General features: G+C 64.9%; 15 protein-coding genes and 3 pseudogenes. 13 read left to right on the forward strand and 5 right to left on the reverse strand.

What is annotated here, in order from left to right:
* Positions 1–30 precede the first annotated feature (30 nt).
* Positions 31–531, forward strand: coding sequence for a helix-turn-helix transcriptional regulator (locus JOD67_RS30890; RefSeq protein WP_205121219.1), 501 nt, complete (start codon positions 31–33; stop codon positions 529–531).
* 51 nt (positions 532–582) lie between these two features.
* Here JOD67_RS30890 and JOD67_RS30895 read toward each other — a convergent pair whose 3' ends face one another.
* Positions 583–1548, reverse strand: a complete 966-nt coding sequence (locus tag JOD67_RS30895) for a methionyl-tRNA formyltransferase (protein WP_205121220.1) — start codon at positions 1546–1548, stop codon at positions 583–585.
* Positions 1549–1725: 177 nt separating this feature from the next.
* Here JOD67_RS30895 and JOD67_RS30900 point away from each other — a divergent pair, with 177 nt between their 5' ends.
* The 5 genes from JOD67_RS30900 to JOD67_RS30920 all read left to right on the forward strand — a co-directional run bounded on the left by JOD67_RS30900 (position 1726) and on the right by JOD67_RS30920 (position 8427).
* The gene (locus JOD67_RS30900; RefSeq protein ID WP_239554116.1) at positions 1726–3354 is read left to right on the forward strand and encodes an ABC transporter transmembrane domain-containing protein; all 1629 of its coding nucleotides are present in this window, start codon (positions 1726–1728) and stop codon (positions 3352–3354) included.
* Positions 3354–5099, forward strand: a complete 1746-nt coding sequence (locus JOD67_RS30905; RefSeq protein WP_205121222.1) for an ABC transporter ATP-binding protein — start codon at positions 3354–3356, stop codon at positions 5097–5099. The genes JOD67_RS30900 and JOD67_RS30905 overlap by 1 nt, the downstream gene beginning before the upstream one ends.
* Before the next feature lie 78 nt (positions 5100–5177).
* On the forward strand, positions 5178–5726 hold the full coding sequence (locus JOD67_RS30910) for a 2'-5' RNA ligase family protein (RefSeq protein WP_205121223.1): 549 nt from the start codon (positions 5178–5180) through the stop codon (positions 5724–5726).
* Positions 5723–6919: an aminotransferase class I/II-fold pyridoxal phosphate-dependent enzyme gene (locus tag JOD67_RS30915; RefSeq protein ID WP_205121224.1), complete on the forward strand. Its 1197-nt coding sequence runs from the start codon at positions 5723–5725 to the stop codon at positions 6917–6919. The genes JOD67_RS30910 and JOD67_RS30915 overlap by 4 nt, the downstream gene beginning before the upstream one ends.
* Before the next feature lie 41 nt (positions 6920–6960).
* The gene (locus tag JOD67_RS30920) at positions 6961–8427 is read left to right on the forward strand and encodes a hypothetical protein (protein WP_205121225.1); all 1467 of its coding nucleotides are present in this window, start codon (positions 6961–6963) and stop codon (positions 8425–8427) included.
* A 360-nt stretch (positions 8428–8787) separates the two neighbouring features.
* Here the strand turns inward: JOD67_RS30920 and JOD67_RS30925 are convergent, their stop codons facing one another.
* From JOD67_RS30925 to JOD67_RS30940, 4 genes are all read right to left on the reverse strand, one after another.
* Complete coding sequence (locus JOD67_RS30925; protein WP_205121226.1) at positions 8788–9411, reverse strand: helix-turn-helix transcriptional regulator; 624 nt, start codon at positions 9409–9411, stop codon at positions 8788–8790.
* A gap of 31 nt (positions 9412–9442) precedes the next feature.
* Positions 9443–10066, reverse strand: a complete 624-nt coding sequence (locus tag JOD67_RS30930) for a sulfotransferase family 2 domain-containing protein (protein ID WP_239556002.1) — start codon at positions 10064–10066, stop codon at positions 9443–9445.
* A 21-nt stretch (positions 10067–10087) separates the two neighbouring features.
* Positions 10088–11137: a glycosyltransferase family 4 protein gene (locus JOD67_RS30935; protein ID WP_205121228.1), complete on the reverse strand. Its 1050-nt coding sequence runs from the start codon at positions 11135–11137 to the stop codon at positions 10088–10090.
* 114 nt (positions 11138–11251) lie between these two features.
* Entirely contained in the window at positions 11252–12190 is a 939-nt protein-coding gene (locus JOD67_RS30940; protein WP_205121229.1) for a hypothetical protein, read from the reverse strand.
* A 505-nt stretch (positions 12191–12695) separates the two neighbouring features.
* Here JOD67_RS30940 and JOD67_RS30945 point away from each other — a divergent pair.
* The 7 genes and pseudogenes from JOD67_RS30945 (at position 12696) to JOD67_RS30975 (ending at position 17696) form a co-directional block, all read left to right on the forward strand.
* A pseudogene (locus JOD67_RS30945) lies at positions 12696–13684 on the forward strand (IS481 family transposase).
* Between the two features lie 274 nt (positions 13685–13958).
* Complete coding sequence (locus JOD67_RS42495) at positions 13959–14153, forward strand: TIGR03769 domain-containing protein (RefSeq protein ID WP_372442372.1); 195 nt, start codon at positions 13959–13961, stop codon at positions 14151–14153.
* On the forward strand, positions 14150–14314 hold the full coding sequence (locus tag JOD67_RS30955) for an LPXTG cell wall anchor domain-containing protein (RefSeq protein ID WP_205121230.1): 165 nt from the start codon (positions 14150–14152) through the stop codon (positions 14312–14314). The genes JOD67_RS42495 and JOD67_RS30955 overlap by 4 nt, the downstream gene beginning before the upstream one ends.
* Before the next feature lie 94 nt (positions 14315–14408).
* Positions 14409–14594 (forward strand): metal ABC transporter substrate-binding protein, encoded by a 186-nt coding sequence (locus tag JOD67_RS40575; protein ID WP_307782618.1) that lies wholly within the window; start codon positions 14409–14411, stop codon positions 14592–14594.
* 474 nt (positions 14595–15068) lie between these two features.
* Positions 15069–15694 (forward strand): annotated as a pseudogene (locus tag JOD67_RS30965) (anchored repeat-type ABC transporter ATP-binding subunit).
* Positions 15695–15738: 44 nt separating this feature from the next.
* Positions 15739–16065: pseudogene (locus JOD67_RS30970) on the forward strand (metal ABC transporter permease); the annotation flags it as partial.
* 773 nt (positions 16066–16838) lie between these two features.
* On the forward strand, positions 16839–17696 hold the full coding sequence (locus JOD67_RS30975) for an MBL fold metallo-hydrolase (protein ID WP_205121231.1): 858 nt from the start codon (positions 16839–16841) through the stop codon (positions 17694–17696).
* Positions 17697–17884 lie beyond the last annotated feature (188 nt).

A 17884-nucleotide genomic window follows, 5' to 3' on the forward strand; every position in this document is an offset into this window, starting at 1 on the left:
GTGGCGCCCAGTCACTTCTCCCTTTCAACGTTGCTCGACACCACCGAGCCTGACGTCGTGCTGGTCAACCCGCGCCTCTGGCCGGCCTCCGGGCTGCATCGTGCGGCCGCGCTGGCGAGCCGCCTGGTAACGGTTGACTTGGGAATCATCGTCGACGCGGCGACACCGTCGGAACTCAGGCGCACCAAGCTGCTTCGTTTCGCCGCGTACATCGACAAGCGTCATCTGAGCGCACGTGGTCTTAACGACATACTCACTGCTCTGTTCGCCCGCGAGACGAAGTTCTTGACGGCGATGTCGACGGACAGGCCACTCGTGCCCGAGCTCAGCGGCCGCGAGCTGGATCTGCTGGAACTGCTCGCCAGCGGTCTGGAATCGCGTGAGATCGCGCGTAGGCTGCGGATCGGCGAGCGCACCATCAAGATGCTCATCGGAAACGTGCTCCGCCGGCTGGGGGCCGAGAACCGCGCCCACGCGGTCGCGATCGCCTGTGAGCTGGAACTGATATCCGGGTGGGAGATCGACGCCTGATAGTGCAACCGCATTACTGGCGCTGATCCTTCGAGCGGCTCCGGAAGCTGGTCAACCCCTTTCCAGCTTGCGGATCCGCTCTTCGAGTTCGGAAACCCGGCAGCGCAGGGCCGTGATCGCCTCCAGCGGATCGAGTCCGAGCAGGGTTCCGATCCGCCAGCTCGGAGAATCGGCGGGAGCCCCGCCGATGTGCTGTACGCGCTCCACGACGATTGTGCTGTCACCAGTCTTGACGATAGGGCCGCTCGACGTCCGGCCGACGACCAGACCGGGAGTGCATCGGTACGAGGGTGCATCCAAGCGCTGCCGGGCGGCCCAGACGATGAGCTCCCCGTCCCCCAGCCAGGTTCTTGCGCCCGTCCCGGGGATAGTCAGAGCTCTTACCTGATTGACGATTTCGACACTGCTTCTCGACCAGTCGATCCGGTCGTCGCACGGGTGGCGCTCGGCGAAGTACGTAGCCAGGCGAGGATCCTGGGGACTTCTCGAGTCCGCTCGCTGCTCGATCAACCGCACCGCCTCGGCGAGCAGGTCAGACAGCTCGGCACCGATTAGCGCGAGGATGTGGCCATAGTCCTCGTCGGGCTCGATGGCGAGGACGCGCTGGACGATGATGTCGCCGGAATCGATGCCCACGTCCATGTGATGCACCGTCAGTCCGAGCCTCGGTTCGCCGTTCTGGATCGCCCACATGACGACACCAGTGCCTCGATACGTTGGAAGCAGCCCGGGGTGCGCGTTTATGGCGGCCACCGTGGGGATCGTGAGTGTGCTGGCCGGCAGGATCCTGTCGTAGTCGACCGAGACCAGCAGCTCCGGCGTATCGTCCCGGAGGACGTCCTCCAACCTGCTGTCGTGCGGCGGCCGGACTGGTATGCCCAGGTTGCCAGCCGCCCGCACCAGGTCGGACGATCGTTGCCAGGAAGGTACGACACAGATGATGGCATGCCGGTCGGCCACCAACCTGTGGAGGCATGCCGCTGCAAAGTCTCCGCCAGCCAGAAGCGCGATCCGCATCCGTGCTCCACTCGTCAGTCGTCATCGCACATCTGATGCGCACGCTTGTTCATAGGTCGCGTCCGGTCTCCAAGCGAAGCGGGCGGGAAGCAATTAGGCTAAGGCCACATGGGTGGTCCTCCGTTCAAAGTCCTGGGCACTCCGGACCTGCGTACCCCGACCCGTTACCTCACCTGGATGGCACGTACCCAGCTCAGTGTTTTGCTGGGCGAGGCGGCATTTAGCGTGTTAGGTCTCGGGATGGCGGCTGTCGTTCCGTATGTCCTGGGCAGGACAATCGACGATGGGCTGACAGCTGGGAACGCGAGCGCCCTCCTCGCTTGGGCATCTGCGCTGCTCTGCGCCGGCGCCCTCCAGGCCGTCGGCGGCATCTACCAGCACAGGATGTCCATCCTGGCCTACTGCAATGCCGCGTTTCGCACCGTGCAGCTTCTGACCAGGAAGGCAACCGAGCTGGGTGGCGCGCTGCCACGTCAGGTCGCGACCGGCGAGGTCGTCACCGTCGGAGTTTCGGACATCAAGTGGATCGGCGCCGGCGTTGAGGTGTCGTCAACGGCCATCGGCTTGCTGGTGGCGTTCGCCGTTGTCACCGTCGCGCTCCTAGGAATGTCCGGTCTGCTAGGCCTCGTCGTTCTGCTGGGGACTCCACTGCTCTTGATCACGATCAGTGCGGTGATCCGCCCCCTTGCCAAGCGGCAGGGTCTCCATCGTGAGCAGATCGGCCAGTTGTCCAGGCTGGGCGTCGATATCGCCACTGGCATCAGGGTTCTACGCGGCATTGGCGGCGAGCGGTCGTTCGCGGAACGCTATCGCCTCGCCTCGCTGAAGGCCAGGACCGCGGGGGTGCACGCCGGCCGCTACGACGCGACGCTGCAAGCGGCGCAGGTACTGCTTCCGGGCGCCTTCGTCGTCCTGGTCGTCTGGCTGGGCGGCCGATTCGTGGTTGGCGACCAGATCACCCCCGGAGATCTCGTCGCCATGTACGCCTACGCGACGTTCCTGGTCAACCCGCTCCGGGCGGCCGCCGACCTGTTTACGAGCATCGCCAACGCCCTGGTGTCCGCTCGCCGGACGATCCGGATCCTTAGCCTCCACCCGGAGTTGGCGGATCCAGAGACTCCTCGCAATCCGCCGTCTTCTGGGGACCTCGTCGATGCCGGGTCCGGTTTCACCGCGCGGGCCGGGATGTTCACGGCCGTAGCGGCTGACGTACCCGAGGCGGCCGGGCGAGTCGCCGATCGGCTCGGTCGCTACGTCGACTCCGGAGTCACGTACGGAAAGGTTCCGTTGAGCGACTTGAGGCTCGCGGATGTGCGCCAGCGGATACTCGTTGTCGACGCCGAAGCGGCCATGTTCACCGGGCCGCTGCGTGACGAGCTCGACCCGTTCGGCGAGGGAGACACCAGGCTAAAGGCAGCGATCACGGCCGCGTCCGCTGACGACATCGTGGAGGCACTGCCGAACCATCTCGATACGGAGGTGGACGGCCTCGGACGTAGCTTCTCCGGTGGCCAACGACAGCGACTGATCTTAGCGCGAGCTCTGCTCTTCGACCCGGATGTCCTGGTGCTGGTAGACCCTACGTCCGCGGTAGACGCACACACAGAGGCCCGAATCGCGGAACAGCTGCTCTCCTTCCGGTCTGGGCGCACGACCATCGTGATGTCGACCAGCCCCGCGCTGCTGGATCGGGCCGACCGGGTCGCGTTCCTCACCGAAGCGGGCGTCGTCGCGGACGGCACACATCGCGAGCTCTTGACCAGCCAGCCACAGTATCGGGCTCTGGTCACGAAGGGAGAGGTGTGATGAGCTCCGAGGACGCGAAGCTTCCGGTCGCCGAGACCCCAGAAGTCCGCAAGCAGGTAAGGACCCTGATCGTCCGGCACCAACGCGCGGTCGTGCTCCTTCTGGTGCTGCACTCCACTGCCGCCATACTCGGGCTGGCGGTCCCGCGCCTCCTGGGTGACCTCGTAGACGATGTGCACCAAGGCACGACAGCGGCGAGGGTCGACCAGGTCGCCGTGCTGATCCTTGCGTTCATCATCGGCCAGACTCTCTTCACCTGGCTCGCCAGATACACGTCGATCCGGCTCGGCGAGTCGGTCTTCGCCCGGCTGCGCGAGGAGTTCGTGGACAACGTGCTACGGATTCCGCTCGGTATGGTCGAGAGAGCTGGCGCCGGCGACCTCGTGACCAGGATGGTGCGGGACGTGGACCAGTTGGCCGGCAGCGTCCGGTTCGCGGTGCCGGAAAGCGCCATCGCCTTGATCACGGCGCTCTTCACGATCGGTGCGGTTGTCCTCGTCGGTCCGATCCTGGGCCCGATCGCCTTGGTGGGTATACCGATCATCTGGCTTGGCAGTCGGTGGTACCTGCGCCGGGCGGGGGATGCCTACCTCGAACAGAGTGCCTTGTACGGCAAGTTGACCAGCACCCTCGCCGAGACGGTCCAGGGCGGGCGCAGCGTCGAGGCACTGCGGCTGGAGCGGCTTCGGGTCGAGCACGGCGATCGCGATATCGCTGAGCTCTACGCCAGCGAGCGTTACACTTTGCGGCTGCGGTCGATCTGGTTCGCGGCCATGCAGACCGGTCATCTGGTTCCGGTGGTGGCGACACTGCTGATTGGTGGTCTGCTCTATCAGCGGGGCGTGGTTTCGCTTGGTCAGGTAACCGCTGCGACACTGTACGTCCAGCAACTGGCCGATCCGCTCGATCGGTTGTTGACCTGGTCCGATCAGCTCCAGCTCGGCGCGGCATCGATGCGCCGTCTGCTCGGCGTCGCCACGGTACCGGACGATCGCTGGCCGACACAGGGATCGCCGCACGACGAGCATATCGTCGCACGAGGAGTACGTTTCGCCTACCGTCAGGACCATGATGTTCTGCATGGCGTCGATCTCGACATCAGACCCGGCGAAAGGCTGGCCGTCGTAGGCGTCTCCGGTGCGGGCAAGTCGACGTTCAGCCGGCTGCTGGCCGGTATCCATCCGCCGCGCTCCGGTGTCGCAACTGTAGGAGGCATCCCCCTCGTGTCGTTGCAGCCGGAGGAGCTACGCCGGCACGTCGCCCTGGTGACCCAGGAGCAGCACATTTTCCTCGGTACCGTTCGTGACAACCTGCTCCTGGGTAGGCCCGACGCCACCAGCGAACAGATCCGGGCCGCGCTCGTCGCCACGGACTCGCTCGGCTGGGTGGAGCGGCTGCCGGAAGGCTTGGACACCATCGTCGGAGATGGTGCGCAGAGGCTGTCACCTGCGGAGGCGCAACAGGTCGCGCTCGCGCGCTTGGTGTTGGCCGATCCGCACACTCTCGTACTCGACGAGGCAACCGCGATGCTCAACCCTCGGGCTGCCCGCCATCTTGAGCGATCTCTGGCCGGGGTTCTGGAGGGACGGACGGTGGTGGCAATCGCGCACCGGCTGCACACGGCTCGGGACGCCGATCGGATCGCTGTTATGGACGACGGCCGAATCGTGGAGGTCGGCACACACGACGAGCTGATCGCGGCTGACGGCGACTATGCTGCGCTCTGGCGCTCCTGGACTTCGTAGGGGCCTCCATCTGACACTTCCAGTCTCGTTGCGGCATCTTTGCTTGGAAGACTGGCCCGCCAATCAGAGGAGGCCATTGTGCCGTTGGCGATCGAGCTGTATTTCGATGAGCCGGCCGAGGAAAGCGTGCGGACCGCATGGGGCGCTCTCGAGCATGCCGGCATACCTGTCCTTCCCAAGCAGCGTGGGTTCGATTATCGTCCGCACATTACTTTGGCCGTCTGTGAGCCGGCGGATCCCGAGCGCATGGTCGCTACCCTGGGCTCCATCGCATCGGACCTCGACATCCGTGTCGTGCTGTCCGGTGCTGGATTCTTTGTCGACGCCGAGCGCCTGATCGCGTTCCTCACCGTCACCCAGTCGGAGGAACTCCTCCACGTGCACCGTCTCGTAACGGACGCACTCCAAGCCGCCGACCGACCCCGGCCACACTATGCGAGGGGTGCATGGACTCCTCATTGCACCTTGCCCTTCGAAGGTTCCGCCGATGACATCATCGACGTGCTAAGAGAAGAGGCCAGCTTGCCCATATCGGCCACGGTTTCGGGGATGCACCTGATCGACCTCGAGACCGAGAGGTTGATCGCGAAACTCGACCGTGCGACGACAGTGCCGGTCGGTCCATGAAACTGGCAGCTCGGCTCGACGACGTCCGCCCTTATGCGCACGCCGAGTTGGAGCGAACCATCGCCGCCGCACGGACCAGCGGGCGGGACGTGATCTCGCTAGCGAGCGGGAACCTCGACCTACCGGCTCCAGCTTTCGTCATCGAGGAGCTCGCCCGGGCCGCGCACAGTCAGGAGAGCCACCGTTATCCAGCCTTCACAGGCTTGCCTGACTTTCGCCGCGCTGTTGCCGACTTCTACGAGACGCGTTTCGACGTACACATAGACGCGGATACTCAGGTGCTGCCCCTCATCGGATCCAAGGACGGCATCGCTCACCTGCCCTGGTCCGTGATCGACCCGGGTGATGTCGCACTCGTTCCCGAGCCTACCTATCCCGTCTACGCCGTCGCGACGAAGCTTGCCGGAGGCCGGCCGGTGGCTGTCTCCCTTCGAAACGAGAGCTCCTGGTTCCCGGAGCTCGATGCGATCCCGACCGCGATGGCGGATCGAGCCGAGATATTCTGGCTCAACTACCCCGCCAACCCAACCGGTGCGGTCGCTGACCTGGAACAGCTCGAACACGCGGTGGCGTTCGCGGCCCGGCACGAGATCCTGTTGTGCTACGACAACGTCTATTCCGAGATCACCTTTGACGGCTTCGTCGCTCCGTCCGTGCTGCGGGTTCCCGGCGCGCTCGACGTCGCTGTGGAGTTCGGTTCGTTCTCCAAGACCTTCAACATGGCAGGCTGGCGGGTCGGCTGGCTGGTTGGGAATCCGAGGGTGGTCGAGGCACTGGGCCGGCTGAAGACGAACATCGACTCAGGCGTGTTCACTGCGGTGCAGCGTGCGGCCGTCCGCGCGCTTTCCAGTGGACTGCCACATCTGCCGGAACTGGTGCGTACGTATCAGCGCCGACGGGATCTGGTAGTCGCGACGTTCACGGCCGCAGGCTGGTCTTGTGCCGCACCCAAGGGCGGTATCTCCGTCTGGGTCAAAACCCCCGCCGACGAGTCATCGACGTCCTGCGCCTCCAGGCTGCTGGACGAGACCGGCGTGCTGGTTGCGCCCGGGGCGGCCTACGGCGCGGGTGGCGACGGCTACGTCCGGGTCGCGCTGGCAGTGCCGGACCAACTGCTCGACGACGCCTGCGCGCGACTGCGATCCGCCCTACCCCTCGCCGCCGAAGCGATGCAGGTCTCCTTCCGGAGCTGAGCATGGAACCGAGCGCTGTCGTCGTCGCGTGTGTGTTCAGTGTGCTGGCTCTGGTCAGGCTGGGCTCGCAGCCGCTCAGGCTCGACGAAGCCAGGACGGCATTGCTGGCGGACGCGGTGCGGGCGACAGGGCTGCCACGGGACACTTCTGAAGGTCCTTCCCTCTTCCCGTCGAGTGAGCTCGCCCCCAACGGGCTGTGCGTTCTCCACACCCCCTTGCAGTTCTACCTGGCTGCCCTGGGCCGCGCCGTCAAGCCGACACCATTCGCTACCAGGTTGCCGTTCGTGCTCGTCGCCATCGCAGGAGTTTGGGGCGCGGTGGCACTCGCGGACCGCTTGTCGCCTGGAGCCGGCGTCTATACCGGGCTGCTGCTCCTTCAGGTTCCCGTCCTGCTCCTCCTGCGCCAGGCCAGGTACTATCCGGTCGTCTTCGCGGCGCGAGTCTTCGCGCTGTGGTCGCTCTTCCTCGACCAGATGTGGATGGCTGCGCTCGCGGGCCTGCTCCTGGCAGCCGCGGAGTGGAGCGGATACTTGGCAACGCTTGCCGCGAGCGTCGCCGGTGCTGTGTTCGGCGCCTGGTCGTTCGTTGAAGTCGCCGGGCTGTCCAGCGGCATCTGCATCGTCTTGGTGTGGGCCTGGCTACGCCGTGATGTAGAGGCGCCAGTTCCCCTGCACAAGAACTTCGTCGATGGTTTTCTCGAGTCGTTTTGGACTTACTTCTGGAAACTGCACTGCGCCTTCGCGCCGATCATCCCGATCGCAATCGCGGTCCTGCTGGTATCGGCCTCGATTCCGATCGAGGTCGTCGCCGGGCTGGGCTGGATCGTCCTGGCCCATCTGGGACTTCGCTCGGTCACTCCGGTCCTCTTCACCAGGTACCTCACCCCCGCGGTGGCGCCGGCCGCGATAGCCATGGGGCTTGCGCTACAGGCGATCGCCGAACGATCCACGGCACTGGCGGTCGTGCTCGCCGCCCTCACCGCCGCCACGAACGCGCTCCACATCGGCCCCCTCACCCTGCTGCCCCCGCGGGTGGTCCGGCGGGTCGCGTTCCTGCGCTGCCCAGGTGGATCACATCTCGCCCGAGAGGCGCCAGAGGACTTGGACCGGAGGATACGAGTGCTGCAGGTGGACTTCGTCCGGGAGCTCGTCAAACCGCCCATGACCCGGTCAGGTGAGCTAGCGCGCTGGCTACCGGCGGGAAGCACCGTACTCATCGGTCACACCGAAGCCGCGACGTTGCAGGTCGCCGGGCCACACCTGCGTGTCGTGCCCTGGGGTGTCAGGAAGTCGTTGGAGCGCGAGCACCTTGCCCGCCGGCCACCCGACTTCGTGGTGCTCGGTGACCTCGATCGCCCCTTTGCCGCGCTAAACGGAGACCGCGCCGACTACGAGCTCCGGGTCGTGTCCGCTCCGGACGTGCTCCTCGGCAACGGTGAGACGCCAGAACGCCACGTGTTTCGTGACGACCAGGTTCCATGGGGAGTCGAGGTGCACGCCAGATGCTGAGCGGCGTCACGATACTCTCGGCTCTCATGGTGCTGGCCGGGCTCGTGCAGTGGCGCCGGCGTCGGCTACCACACCCTCCGCCGCTCGTCTCACGGATCCGTGTTCGTGCTCGACGTTGCGCGAACGAAGTCCACGTGGAGTTTCTCGGTGCACGCGGGCTGGCGCTCAGTTTTCACGACGCGAGCTGGGAGCCCGAGGTTGACGTGACCGATGCAAGCGGGCCGCTCACCCTGGTCTCCTCCGCAGACGTCCGGTCCTACCGGCTCGCCACGGCCAGGCGGGACGTTCTCCTCGTCGGTGTCTGGGAGCAGCTCACGTTCGCCAGGCTCGCGCTGTCCGTGGACCTGGAGCAGGGCCGGATCACGCCAGCACCCTCGCATCGGTCGGCGTCAAGATCCCGCGTCGATAGGCCTGCATGACAGCCTCCGCGCGATTTGCCGTCTCAAGCTTCGTGATGACGCGCCTGATGTCGACTTTGACGGTTCGCTCGGCCAGGAACAAAGCCTCGGCTATCTGGCGGACCGTCATTCCGGTGCTCATGAGCCGCAACACCTCGAGCTCTCGTTGGTGGAGCTCAGGCTGGTCGAAGACGAGCTCCTCGCCGCACAAGAACACCTGCCCTCCGGCCAGCAGGCTGCGAATCACACAATCGAGCATCTCGGCTGTCAAGTAACGTTTGTCGATGTAGGCGTTCGGGTGGACTCTGCGCAGGTGAACGCCGTGCCACCGAGACGTCTGGTCGGTCAGGACGCCAACGGTCCGGAGCCGCTGCCGTTGCCGCACCGAAGCGAGCTTCTGCCAGCCGTTGCGCGCCCAGATCATGGGATTGAATAGAACGATGTCCGGTTCGTAGCTTCGAAATGACTCTTCCACACTTCCCGCATCGTCGACCAACCTCGCCTCGACGCCGATTTCGACGCATGCGCATGCCACCCCGTCGAGGAAGATTGGGCAAGGATCTCCCACCAAGATGTTTGGACTCATGCCGACTCCGGCAGCCCGTGTCGCACCTCGCCTACTGATGAGGTCCCTGCTCACTGGTGCCGACCACACCGTTCCCGAAACGGTAGCCAAACAACTCGACCTCTTCGGCATAGAACTCGGCGACCAGATCCACCAGCTCGGGGGTGAACTGATCGAGGTAATTGGACCCGTCGCCGATGACAAGCCGGCTGAGCGGACGATCAGCCAACCCCAGAGCATCTCTCACGTGTGCGAAGTCAGCCTCCAGCCGCTCGTACCGGCCAACGAAGTCAACCAGGATCTCGCCGTCCTGGTTCGTGATCCATTTCAACTGTGGCGCGAGACTCTCGTAGCCAAGATACCGCAGGAGAAACGTACGGAAGGTCATCTCGCTACTGTCCACTGCTAGCCAGACGCGGTGAGCAGCATCTCGCATGACGTTGCGGTACCAAGAGTACGCACGGGCCCATGGATTTCGGACGAACGCGAACTTGTAATAGGAGGAGAAGATCTTCGCCGGCAGCGTCCGCTGGAACTCCAGAATGGCGCGGTGGTCCTGCTGTCCTCGCATGCTGTTCACGTTGTAGAAGCCACATGCGTGCTCGATGGCCGTACCACCCGTCTTTGGAATGTGTACGAAGATACAGCGAAGTTCATGTGAAACGTTGGGTATCATCGCATCCACCTCTGCTACTGCTCATTGCTCAAGCAGCCTTGTGAACTCGTTCTCGTCCAGCGCGTCGACGAACGAAAGGGCCGCGGCTCTCGACCTTCGACTCAGATCCGCATAGGTGCTCGCATCATCGACCAACAGGTCGAGCGTCTCGACCCAGGGACGAATATCGGTCGTGCGGGTCAGCACCGGCCGCGGGTTCAGGTTCTCGTCGAGCTGGTCGGATCGGTAGCCGTCGATTCCGGAGACCGGCAGGATGTGGTCCACACCTAGCTTCGCCTCGGGCAGCCCGCCCTGGTCGCTTGCCACCACTGGAATCCCGCGCAGCATCGCCTCCACGACCACCGCTGGGAAACCCTCCGACCACAGCGACGGGACGAGCAGGACCCTGGTCTTCCGGTATATCTCGTCGATGTCGTCGACCGGATCCATCAACGCGAGGTTGCCCACAGCACGCATGGCCGACAGGTCGGCGCTCGTCGTCGCCCAGCCGATGCTGGCCGCGAAGCTGACGGCTGGTCGTTGTCCCGCCAAAGCGAGGAACACCGGAAGGCCTTTGATCGTGGACGCGTTGATCAGTGTGACGAACTGGCCATCCGCCTTGCCCAGCCACGGAAACGGGCCTTGACCGTACATGGGTGCTCGGATCACCACCGCCGGGCATCGCAACCACTCACAGATGTAGTCGCGCAGCCACTTGCTGATGGTGAAGATCCTGTCGACCTTCTCGAACAGACCAGCACCTTCGTCGTAAGGAAAGAAGCGATACGGACCCACCGGCAGTGTGCTGGCCGAGTGTGCGACGTAGCCGATCGCTCCAGTTCTCCGTCGAAGCGCTAGGGAAAGCAAGCTGCACGTGCTGTCCTCCGAAAGGATCACCCAGTCCCACGTCCGCTCGACTAGGGTCGCTTCCAGTCCGCGGACCATTTCGGCGAGGCCTACGAACACTCTCGTCTCGACCCGCTCGGATGATCGCGACGAGAGCTTCGTAGGCCGTTCCCGGCCGTTTCCCGCATACTTCTCGTCGAGTGCGACGACAACACACTCATGCCCGCCCCTGGCCAGCGTTTCCACGATGGCACGGTTGGCGCGACTGGCACCGGTCAACGCCCGCTGGTAACTGAGCGGTTGAACCCAAAGTACATGCACGGGCCCTCCTTGTGGCAGTTCGTGGATCAAGATCCGGCACTAGAGACCGATCTGCGGACGGCTGCTCCCACCGTCGTCAATTCGGTCGAGCACGGCCGCGAACAGGCCCGGATCACGGCACAGGTTCTCGCTCGTCTTTCCGCCGTTGTGTGAGGCGAAGTAGTGGCAGAGCACACGACGCTCAGCTCTGGGCAGCCACTCCCACGGCCCGGACCGGTACGGCTCGCCGAGACTGTGCGCCGCCTTCCCAAGCCGGCCGCCCAGCAGCGAGTAGAACATCTGCGTGACGTAGCGCGGGGCACCCAAGACGGTCGGCGGAGTCTTTCGCATCAGATGCTCAAGGAAATCGGCGTCGAAGAAACGACCGCGGTCCGTGCAGGCGAAGCCGCAGCACATGTACGGAACGTAGGGCGCGTCAGGAAACGCGTCGGGTATCCAGTGGACTCCCTGAGGTTCCCAACCCTCCTCGGGTGAGTAAAGGAGCGCCACCTCACCGGGATCCTTCGTCCACTGTGCGACTTCGGTGGGTGTGTCGAAGAACAGGATGTCACTGTCCATACCGATGACCATGTCGGCGTCGCTCAGCATGAAGTAGTCGGTCAGTTGCAGGATACGTACATTGCGCCGGCGAACCGAGGAGATCAAAGGATAGTCCGTCAGCAGATCGGCCATCATCGCGTCGGCGGCGGCTCGGGTAACGACGTCGACGCCGAGGACGTGCTGCCGCAAGATTGCCCTGTCGGCGTCGGTGATCGTGCCGTCGTCATGGACGACCGCCGAGAAGTCATGCCAGTAGTACGCAAGCGACTTCATTGCGAACAAGTAGAGTGGAAGGTGTTCGTGGGAGACCAGGGAGTGCACTTCGACACGCCTGTTTCCGGTTGTCGCCGTGGGCGGTGTGCTGAACAGCCGTTCCGTCAGGCGCAATGCCGTTTGCTGAATAGTGTCGGGGAGGTTTTGTGTCACGGTGTGCTCCATTGAGTTCAGATTCCCATAACCGACTCGCCGACAAACCTCCAACCTCCAACGCTTGGTTCGCCGACGACCTGCCCGTGTCGTTCGCAACAACGCCGCCGAACGCGAAATCCGCATGGATCCAGCTCCGACAGAACTTGTCCGGCTACCTACGGACCCTGACAGGCTGCACCAGACGAGACCCCTCAACTTGGCCGTTATTAACCTTACCCCGAAGATTGCCTAAAGTTGCATGGAATACCAGCGGATCTAGCTCCAGATCCATAGCCGGGAACGGAGAGTGCATTGGCGATGTTACGAAGCACGTTCGCCGATCCGGCGAATGGGTCCACCACACGTGACACACGTTGGCGGAGACTAGTGCTACTGGTCGTCCAGAACGGTCAGGAGGCGATGCGCCACGGCTAGATGTACTCGGTCAGGACGTTGGTGACGGCGTGGGTTGTTGACGTAGCGAAGACCTCCGGATGCGGTGGAGATAGCCGTCTTCACCAGTCCGGAGGTCTTCATGTCCCGCCGTAATGCCCGTTTGATCGTGCATGGTCGGCTGCTCCTGGTCGACCGGGTCCGTCGGCAGCGCCGGCCTGTGGCGCATGTGGCCAAGGAGCTCGGGATCTCCCGGCAGTGCGCGCACCGCTGGGTCGCTCGGTTCCTGGCCGAGGGCGAGGCTGGGCTGGTGGACCGCTCGTCGCGCCCGCACCACTCGCCTCGTCAGACGCCGGTCGAGGTCGAGACGACGGTGGTGGCCGCCCGCCGGGAGCTGCGCCGCGGCCAGGACTGGTTGGGACCCGAACTCGGAGTCCCGGCCAGAACGGTGTCGCGGATTCTTCGCCGCCACCAGCTGCCCTACCTGCGCGAGTGTGATCCCCTGACCGGTGAGGTCATCCGCGCGTCGAAGACCACCACGATCCGCTACGAACGCGACCGCCCCGGCGCACTGGTGCACTGGTGCACATGGACGTGAAGAAGGTCGGCCGGATCCACGACGGCGGAGGCTGGCGAGCACACGGTCGCGAACACGGCCAGACCAGCGCCCAGAAACGAGCACGGATCGGTTTCGACTACGTCCACTCCGTCGTCGATGACCACTCCCGGTTCGCCTACTCCGAGATCCTGCCCGACGAACTGGGCGCCACCTGCGCCGGGTTCTTGCTCCGCGCCGCGGCCTACCTCACCGCGCACGGCATCACCCGGATCGAGCAGGTCATGACCGACAACCACCTCAGCTACAAACGCTCACGCGCCTTCCGCGACGCCGTCACCAGCCTCGGCGCCACACAAATTTTCATCAAGCCCCACTGCCCCTGGCAGAACGGCAAGGTCGAGCGCTACAACCGCACCCTGCAAACCGAATGGGCCTACGCCAAAGTCTTCCTCAGCAACACCCAACGCACCACAGCACTAGCCCCATGGCTCACCTTCTACAACACAGAACGCCGACACACCGCACTCGCAGGCAAACCCCCAACCAGCCGCCTACAACAGTCACCAACCTGACGGCCGAGTACAGCTAGAGCCTGGCAGACCGGCACACTCGATGGCGGTTCTCCCGAGAACGACGAGCCCATGCCTCCTGCTTGCACGGCGTCCCGACCTCGGGACGAGGACTCGAATGCTAAATAGCAGGGTCGATTGCAACAACTGCCTCGTCTAGTCACGGAAGGGGAAACTGACGGCTGGACAAGGTCGAGGGATCGGGCGAGCTCGCCGTCTTCGAGTTCGACTCGTTCGGGCAACCCAAGGTGACCTTTCAACTCTGGCGACGGCGTGCCTGACTCGTTCAGCGTTCCGTTGGGCACACGAGCACGGGAACTGGGCGTTCACCAAAGAGGGCGTATACGAGCTGACGTCTACGCACTCCGCGCAACTCGCTGGCGGAACGACTTCGAGCGAACCGCGGTCGTCCGCTTCGCCGTCGGCGACGTCGACGTTCCGACCTCTGCGGCCGCCAGCACCACCAGCTTGAGCAGCACGCAGCAGACCGCCGCCCGGAGCAGCAGTGGCTGCGCGCTCGCCAAGACGGGCGGCGACGCCAGCACGTCGTTCACGACCGCCAGCGTCCTGCTCGGCGCCGGAGCCCTGCTCACCGCCGGCTCGGCGTTCCGGCGGCGGAAGCGCAAGCCATGAGGACGATTCGCCCTATCCTGATCGCTGCTCTGAGCCTGGCCGTCGGCTGTTCTGGTGCAGCGGCGCGGGAACGACAGGAAGCAAGCTCACCGTCGTGACCACCACCGAGACCCTCGCAGACCTAGCCCAGCAGGTCGGCGGGGATCGGGTCGAGGTGAGCTCGCTGGTCCCAGCGGGCGGCGACCCGCACTCGTACGAGCCCACACCAGCCGACGCCGGCCGCGTCGCGAAGGCAGACGTGACGTTCACCAACCACTCCTGCTCGAGGAACAGTCGCTGATCAAGACCATCGACTCCAACGCCCGCAAGGACGCGCCGAGTGTCTCGCTCGCGGAGGCGTCCGAGAGCTACGGCGCGCACGTGATCCCACTGGTGGAGAACATCGGACTCGACGTGCTGTGGCTCGGACTTCGCGTGCAGGGCAAGGGATCCGAGCGCGGCGCGACCCGTACGTCGTCGGTCCAGCTGTACCCGACGAAGCTCTCCGGACCGGGCGAGCTCGTCGTCTACCTCACCGAGGCGCTCGGCCAGCCAGATGTGTACTTCGACTCCGCGCGGTGTCCCCCTTTGTTTGGATCGGCGCGGCCGGAGTGGTCGTGGTGGTCTTCGCCGCGATCGCCGCCGCAACGCTGCGGAGAAGGAATGTGGGCCCGTGACCGCGCTCCTCACGCTGCAGAACGTGTCGGTCGAGCTCGGTGGCCGGCTCGCGCTCCGCAACGTCGACCTCAGTATCGACACCGGCGAGCTGGTCGGCATGATCGGCCCGAACGGAGCGGGCAAGACCACCTTGCTACGTGCGGTCCTCGGGCTGCTCCCATGCCGAAGCGGCAGCATCAGCCCCGGCGATGAGCGCGTCGGCTACGTGCCGCAGCGGCACGAGTTCGTCTGGGACTTCCCTATCGACGTGATGAGAACCGTGCTGACTGGCCGCACCCGGCAGATCGGCTGGTTCGGCCGCCCGGGCAAGGCGAACCGCGAGGCAGTTGACAACGCGCTGGAACGCGTCGGCATGACGGAGCTCCAGGACCGGCCGATCGGCGAGCTCTCCGGTGGCCAACGGCAGCGCGTGCTGGTCGCCCGCGCGCTCGCGGTCGAGCCGCGGTTGCTCTTGCTGGACGAGCCGTTCACCGGGCTGGACGTTCCCACGCAGGAGGTCCTGACCGCGCTACTCCGCGAGCTGCGCGACGAGGCAAGGCTGTGCTGATGACCACGCACGACCTTCCAGCGGCGGCTGAGCTGTGCAGCCGGTTATGCCTGCTGAACGAGACTGTCATCGCCGAAGGGCCGCCGGACGAGTTGCGTGATCCGGCGATCTGGCTGCGCGCGTTCGGGGTCGCACGGTCCGAGCGGCTGCTGCATTCGCTCGGGGTGACGCGGTGAACGGGCTCGGCGCGTTCCTCACCGAACCCTGTCAGCAGGTGTTCATGCAACGCGCGTTCCTCGTCGCGATGATGTCCGCGATCGTGTGCGGCGTGATCGGCAGCCACGTGGTGCTGCGCGGCATGGCGTTCATCGGCGACGCGGTCGCGCACGCTGTGTTCCCGGGCATCGCGATCGCGTTCGTCCTGCAGACGAGCCTCGTGGTGGGTGGCGTTCTGGCTGGGTTGCTGACGGCGATCGCGGTGGCCGTATTCGCGCAGAACCGACGGCTCAAGGAGGACACCGTCATCGGCGTGTTCTTCGCGGGTGCGTTCGGTCTCGGCATCGTGATCCTCAGCACGGCACCGGGGTACGGCGGTTCGCTCGACAGGTCGTGGTCACCGTCGAAGCGACGAAGCGGCAGCGACGTCTGATCGCCGTATTTGTGGATGCGGAGTCCGTACGCAGCGGAGCCGTACGGACGCTAGACCACACGAACCCGGAACGACCGCAAGCCTCCGCCCGCGAGTGGTGCCACACCGCGCTCTGAGACCGAGTTCTCGGAGGGATGCGGACCATGCCTCCGTCTCAATCGGCGAAACGAACACGACGCAGATCTGAAGCACGGTCTCGACAGACTCCCGGCAGGCATCGTGCTCCGCTGACTCGCGCCATCTTTCTTCGTGCCGGCGGATCGCGGACACCGAACACGCCGTCGCCAGGACACGGCGGAGGACAGACGGAGGGAACACGTGGCGAACAGGCAGGATCCGACACCCGAATTCGTTGGGGAGCCGGCTCAAGCGCTTCGCGGCCCCAGCGCCGCCGTCGCCACTGTGATCTGCGGAGTGAAGATCTACGGGGTCATCGACGCCGTGAAGGACCTGATCAACGCAGCGGCGGACCTCTCCACGATCATGCGGCTCACTCCAGACAGCGGGTATAGCGACCTCGTCGCGGACGAATCCAGCCGGCGCCGCACTCGGTACGAAGCTCCTCGCCAACTCCAACGATCCGATGTGGAAATGAGATCGGCGCTCAACTCCGCGACGGCCAGATGGGATCGCGGGACATCGTCAGCGCCGCCGATGTGGACATCGAGGTCCGGCTGGCCATAAGCCGACCGGCCTGTCCACCTGGCGTCCATCACAACAAGGAGACCATGATGACCAGCTCCCAGATCCCGATGAGCGACCCCGTGCTCATCGCCCCGGAGACATGGCTGATTCCCAACCTGGCCGCCGCTGGACCCAGCCAATTTCTTCCGGTCAACTCGCTGCTCATCCGCGGCAGCGAGCCGATCATCGTCGATACCGGCGCCCCCATCCATCGCCAACGATGGCTGGACCTGGTCTTTTCCTTGGTCGATCCGGAGGACGTGCGCTGGATCTTTCTGTCACACGACGACAGCGACCACATCGGAGGACTCGCGGACGCCTTGGCGATGTGCCCATCGGCGACGATGGTGACCAACTTCTTCGCCACGGAGCGGCTGTCTCTAGAGCGGTCCCTGCCGATCAAGCGGCTTCGCTGGCTCGAGCCAGGTGACAGCTTCCTCGCCGGAGACCGTCAGATGCGTCTGGTGCTACCACCGATCTTCGATGGCCCCACCACCCGTGGCCTGTTCGATGAACGCACCGGCGTGTTGTGGGGCGTTGACTCGTTCGCGGCCATGACCACCGGCTCCGTGCACCACCGCGACGACATACCCGAAGACCTCTACGACGAGTCGTTCGCGCTGCTCAACAGCCTCGTCTCACCGTGGCATCAGTGGCTGGACCCGGCACGCTACCAACGCCATGTCGACTCCGTCGCCGACCTGCACCCCGACACCGTCGCCACCGCACACGGGCCGCTGCTGACCGGCGACGCCATCGGCGACGCCTTCAACCGAGTTCGATCCATGGCCGCCGCCTCATGCGTGACTCCGCCGGGCCAGTCCGCACTCGACGAGCTCATCGCCGCAATGTCGGTTGACCAAGAGGCCGCACGAACGCAGTCAACTCCGAGGGCATCGGCGTAGAAGGAGATCGACCGCGCCAGGATTTCTCCATGACCGTCCGTCGCCGCGCAGTCGCCAATGGTGCCATCCCATAAGCTTCGCGTCCGGCGCGCCCTGGGCAGACCGAACTGCTCTTTGCGGCCGTGGTGTGGGATATTCGCGGCTAGTCATGGGATGGCAAGGTCGATCGAGACGGCCAGGACAGCGCC

The organism is Tenggerimyces flavus (genome assembly GCF_016907715.1).
Lineage (GTDB): Bacteria > Actinomycetota > Actinomycetes > Propionibacteriales > Actinopolymorphaceae > Tenggerimyces > Tenggerimyces flavus.

What these genes read in the sequence shown, in the direction of transcription:
- JOD67_RS30940 (WP_205121229.1), bottom strand. Translation starts at nt 12,190, where the DNA reads ATGGAGCACACCGTGACACAAAACCTCCCCGACACTATTCAGCAAACG.
- JOD67_RS30905 (WP_205121222.1), top strand. Translation starts at nt 3,354, where the DNA reads ATGAGCTCCGAGGACGCGAAGCTTCCGGTCGCCGAGACCCCAGAAGTC.
- JOD67_RS30895 (WP_205121220.1), bottom strand. Translation starts at nt 1,548, where the DNA reads ATGCGGATCGCGCTTCTGGCTGGCGGAGACTTTGCAGCGGCATGCCTC.
- JOD67_RS30915 (WP_205121224.1), top strand. Translation starts at nt 5,723, where the DNA reads ATGAAACTGGCAGCTCGGCTCGACGACGTCCGCCCTTATGCGCACGCC.
- JOD67_RS30900 (WP_239554116.1), top strand. Translation starts at nt 1,726, where the DNA reads ATGGCACGTACCCAGCTCAGTGTTTTGCTGGGCGAGGCGGCATTTAGC.
- JOD67_RS30975 (WP_205121231.1), top strand. Translation starts at nt 16,839, where the DNA reads ATGACCAGCTCCCAGATCCCGATGAGCGACCCCGTGCTCATCGCCCCG.
- JOD67_RS30930 (WP_239556002.1), bottom strand. Translation starts at nt 10,066, where the DNA reads ATGATACCCAACGTTTCACATGAACTTCGCTGTATCTTCGTACACATT.
- JOD67_RS30925 (WP_205121226.1), bottom strand. Translation starts at nt 9,411, where the DNA reads ATGAGTCCAAACATCTTGGTGGGAGATCCTTGCCCAATCTTCCTCGAC.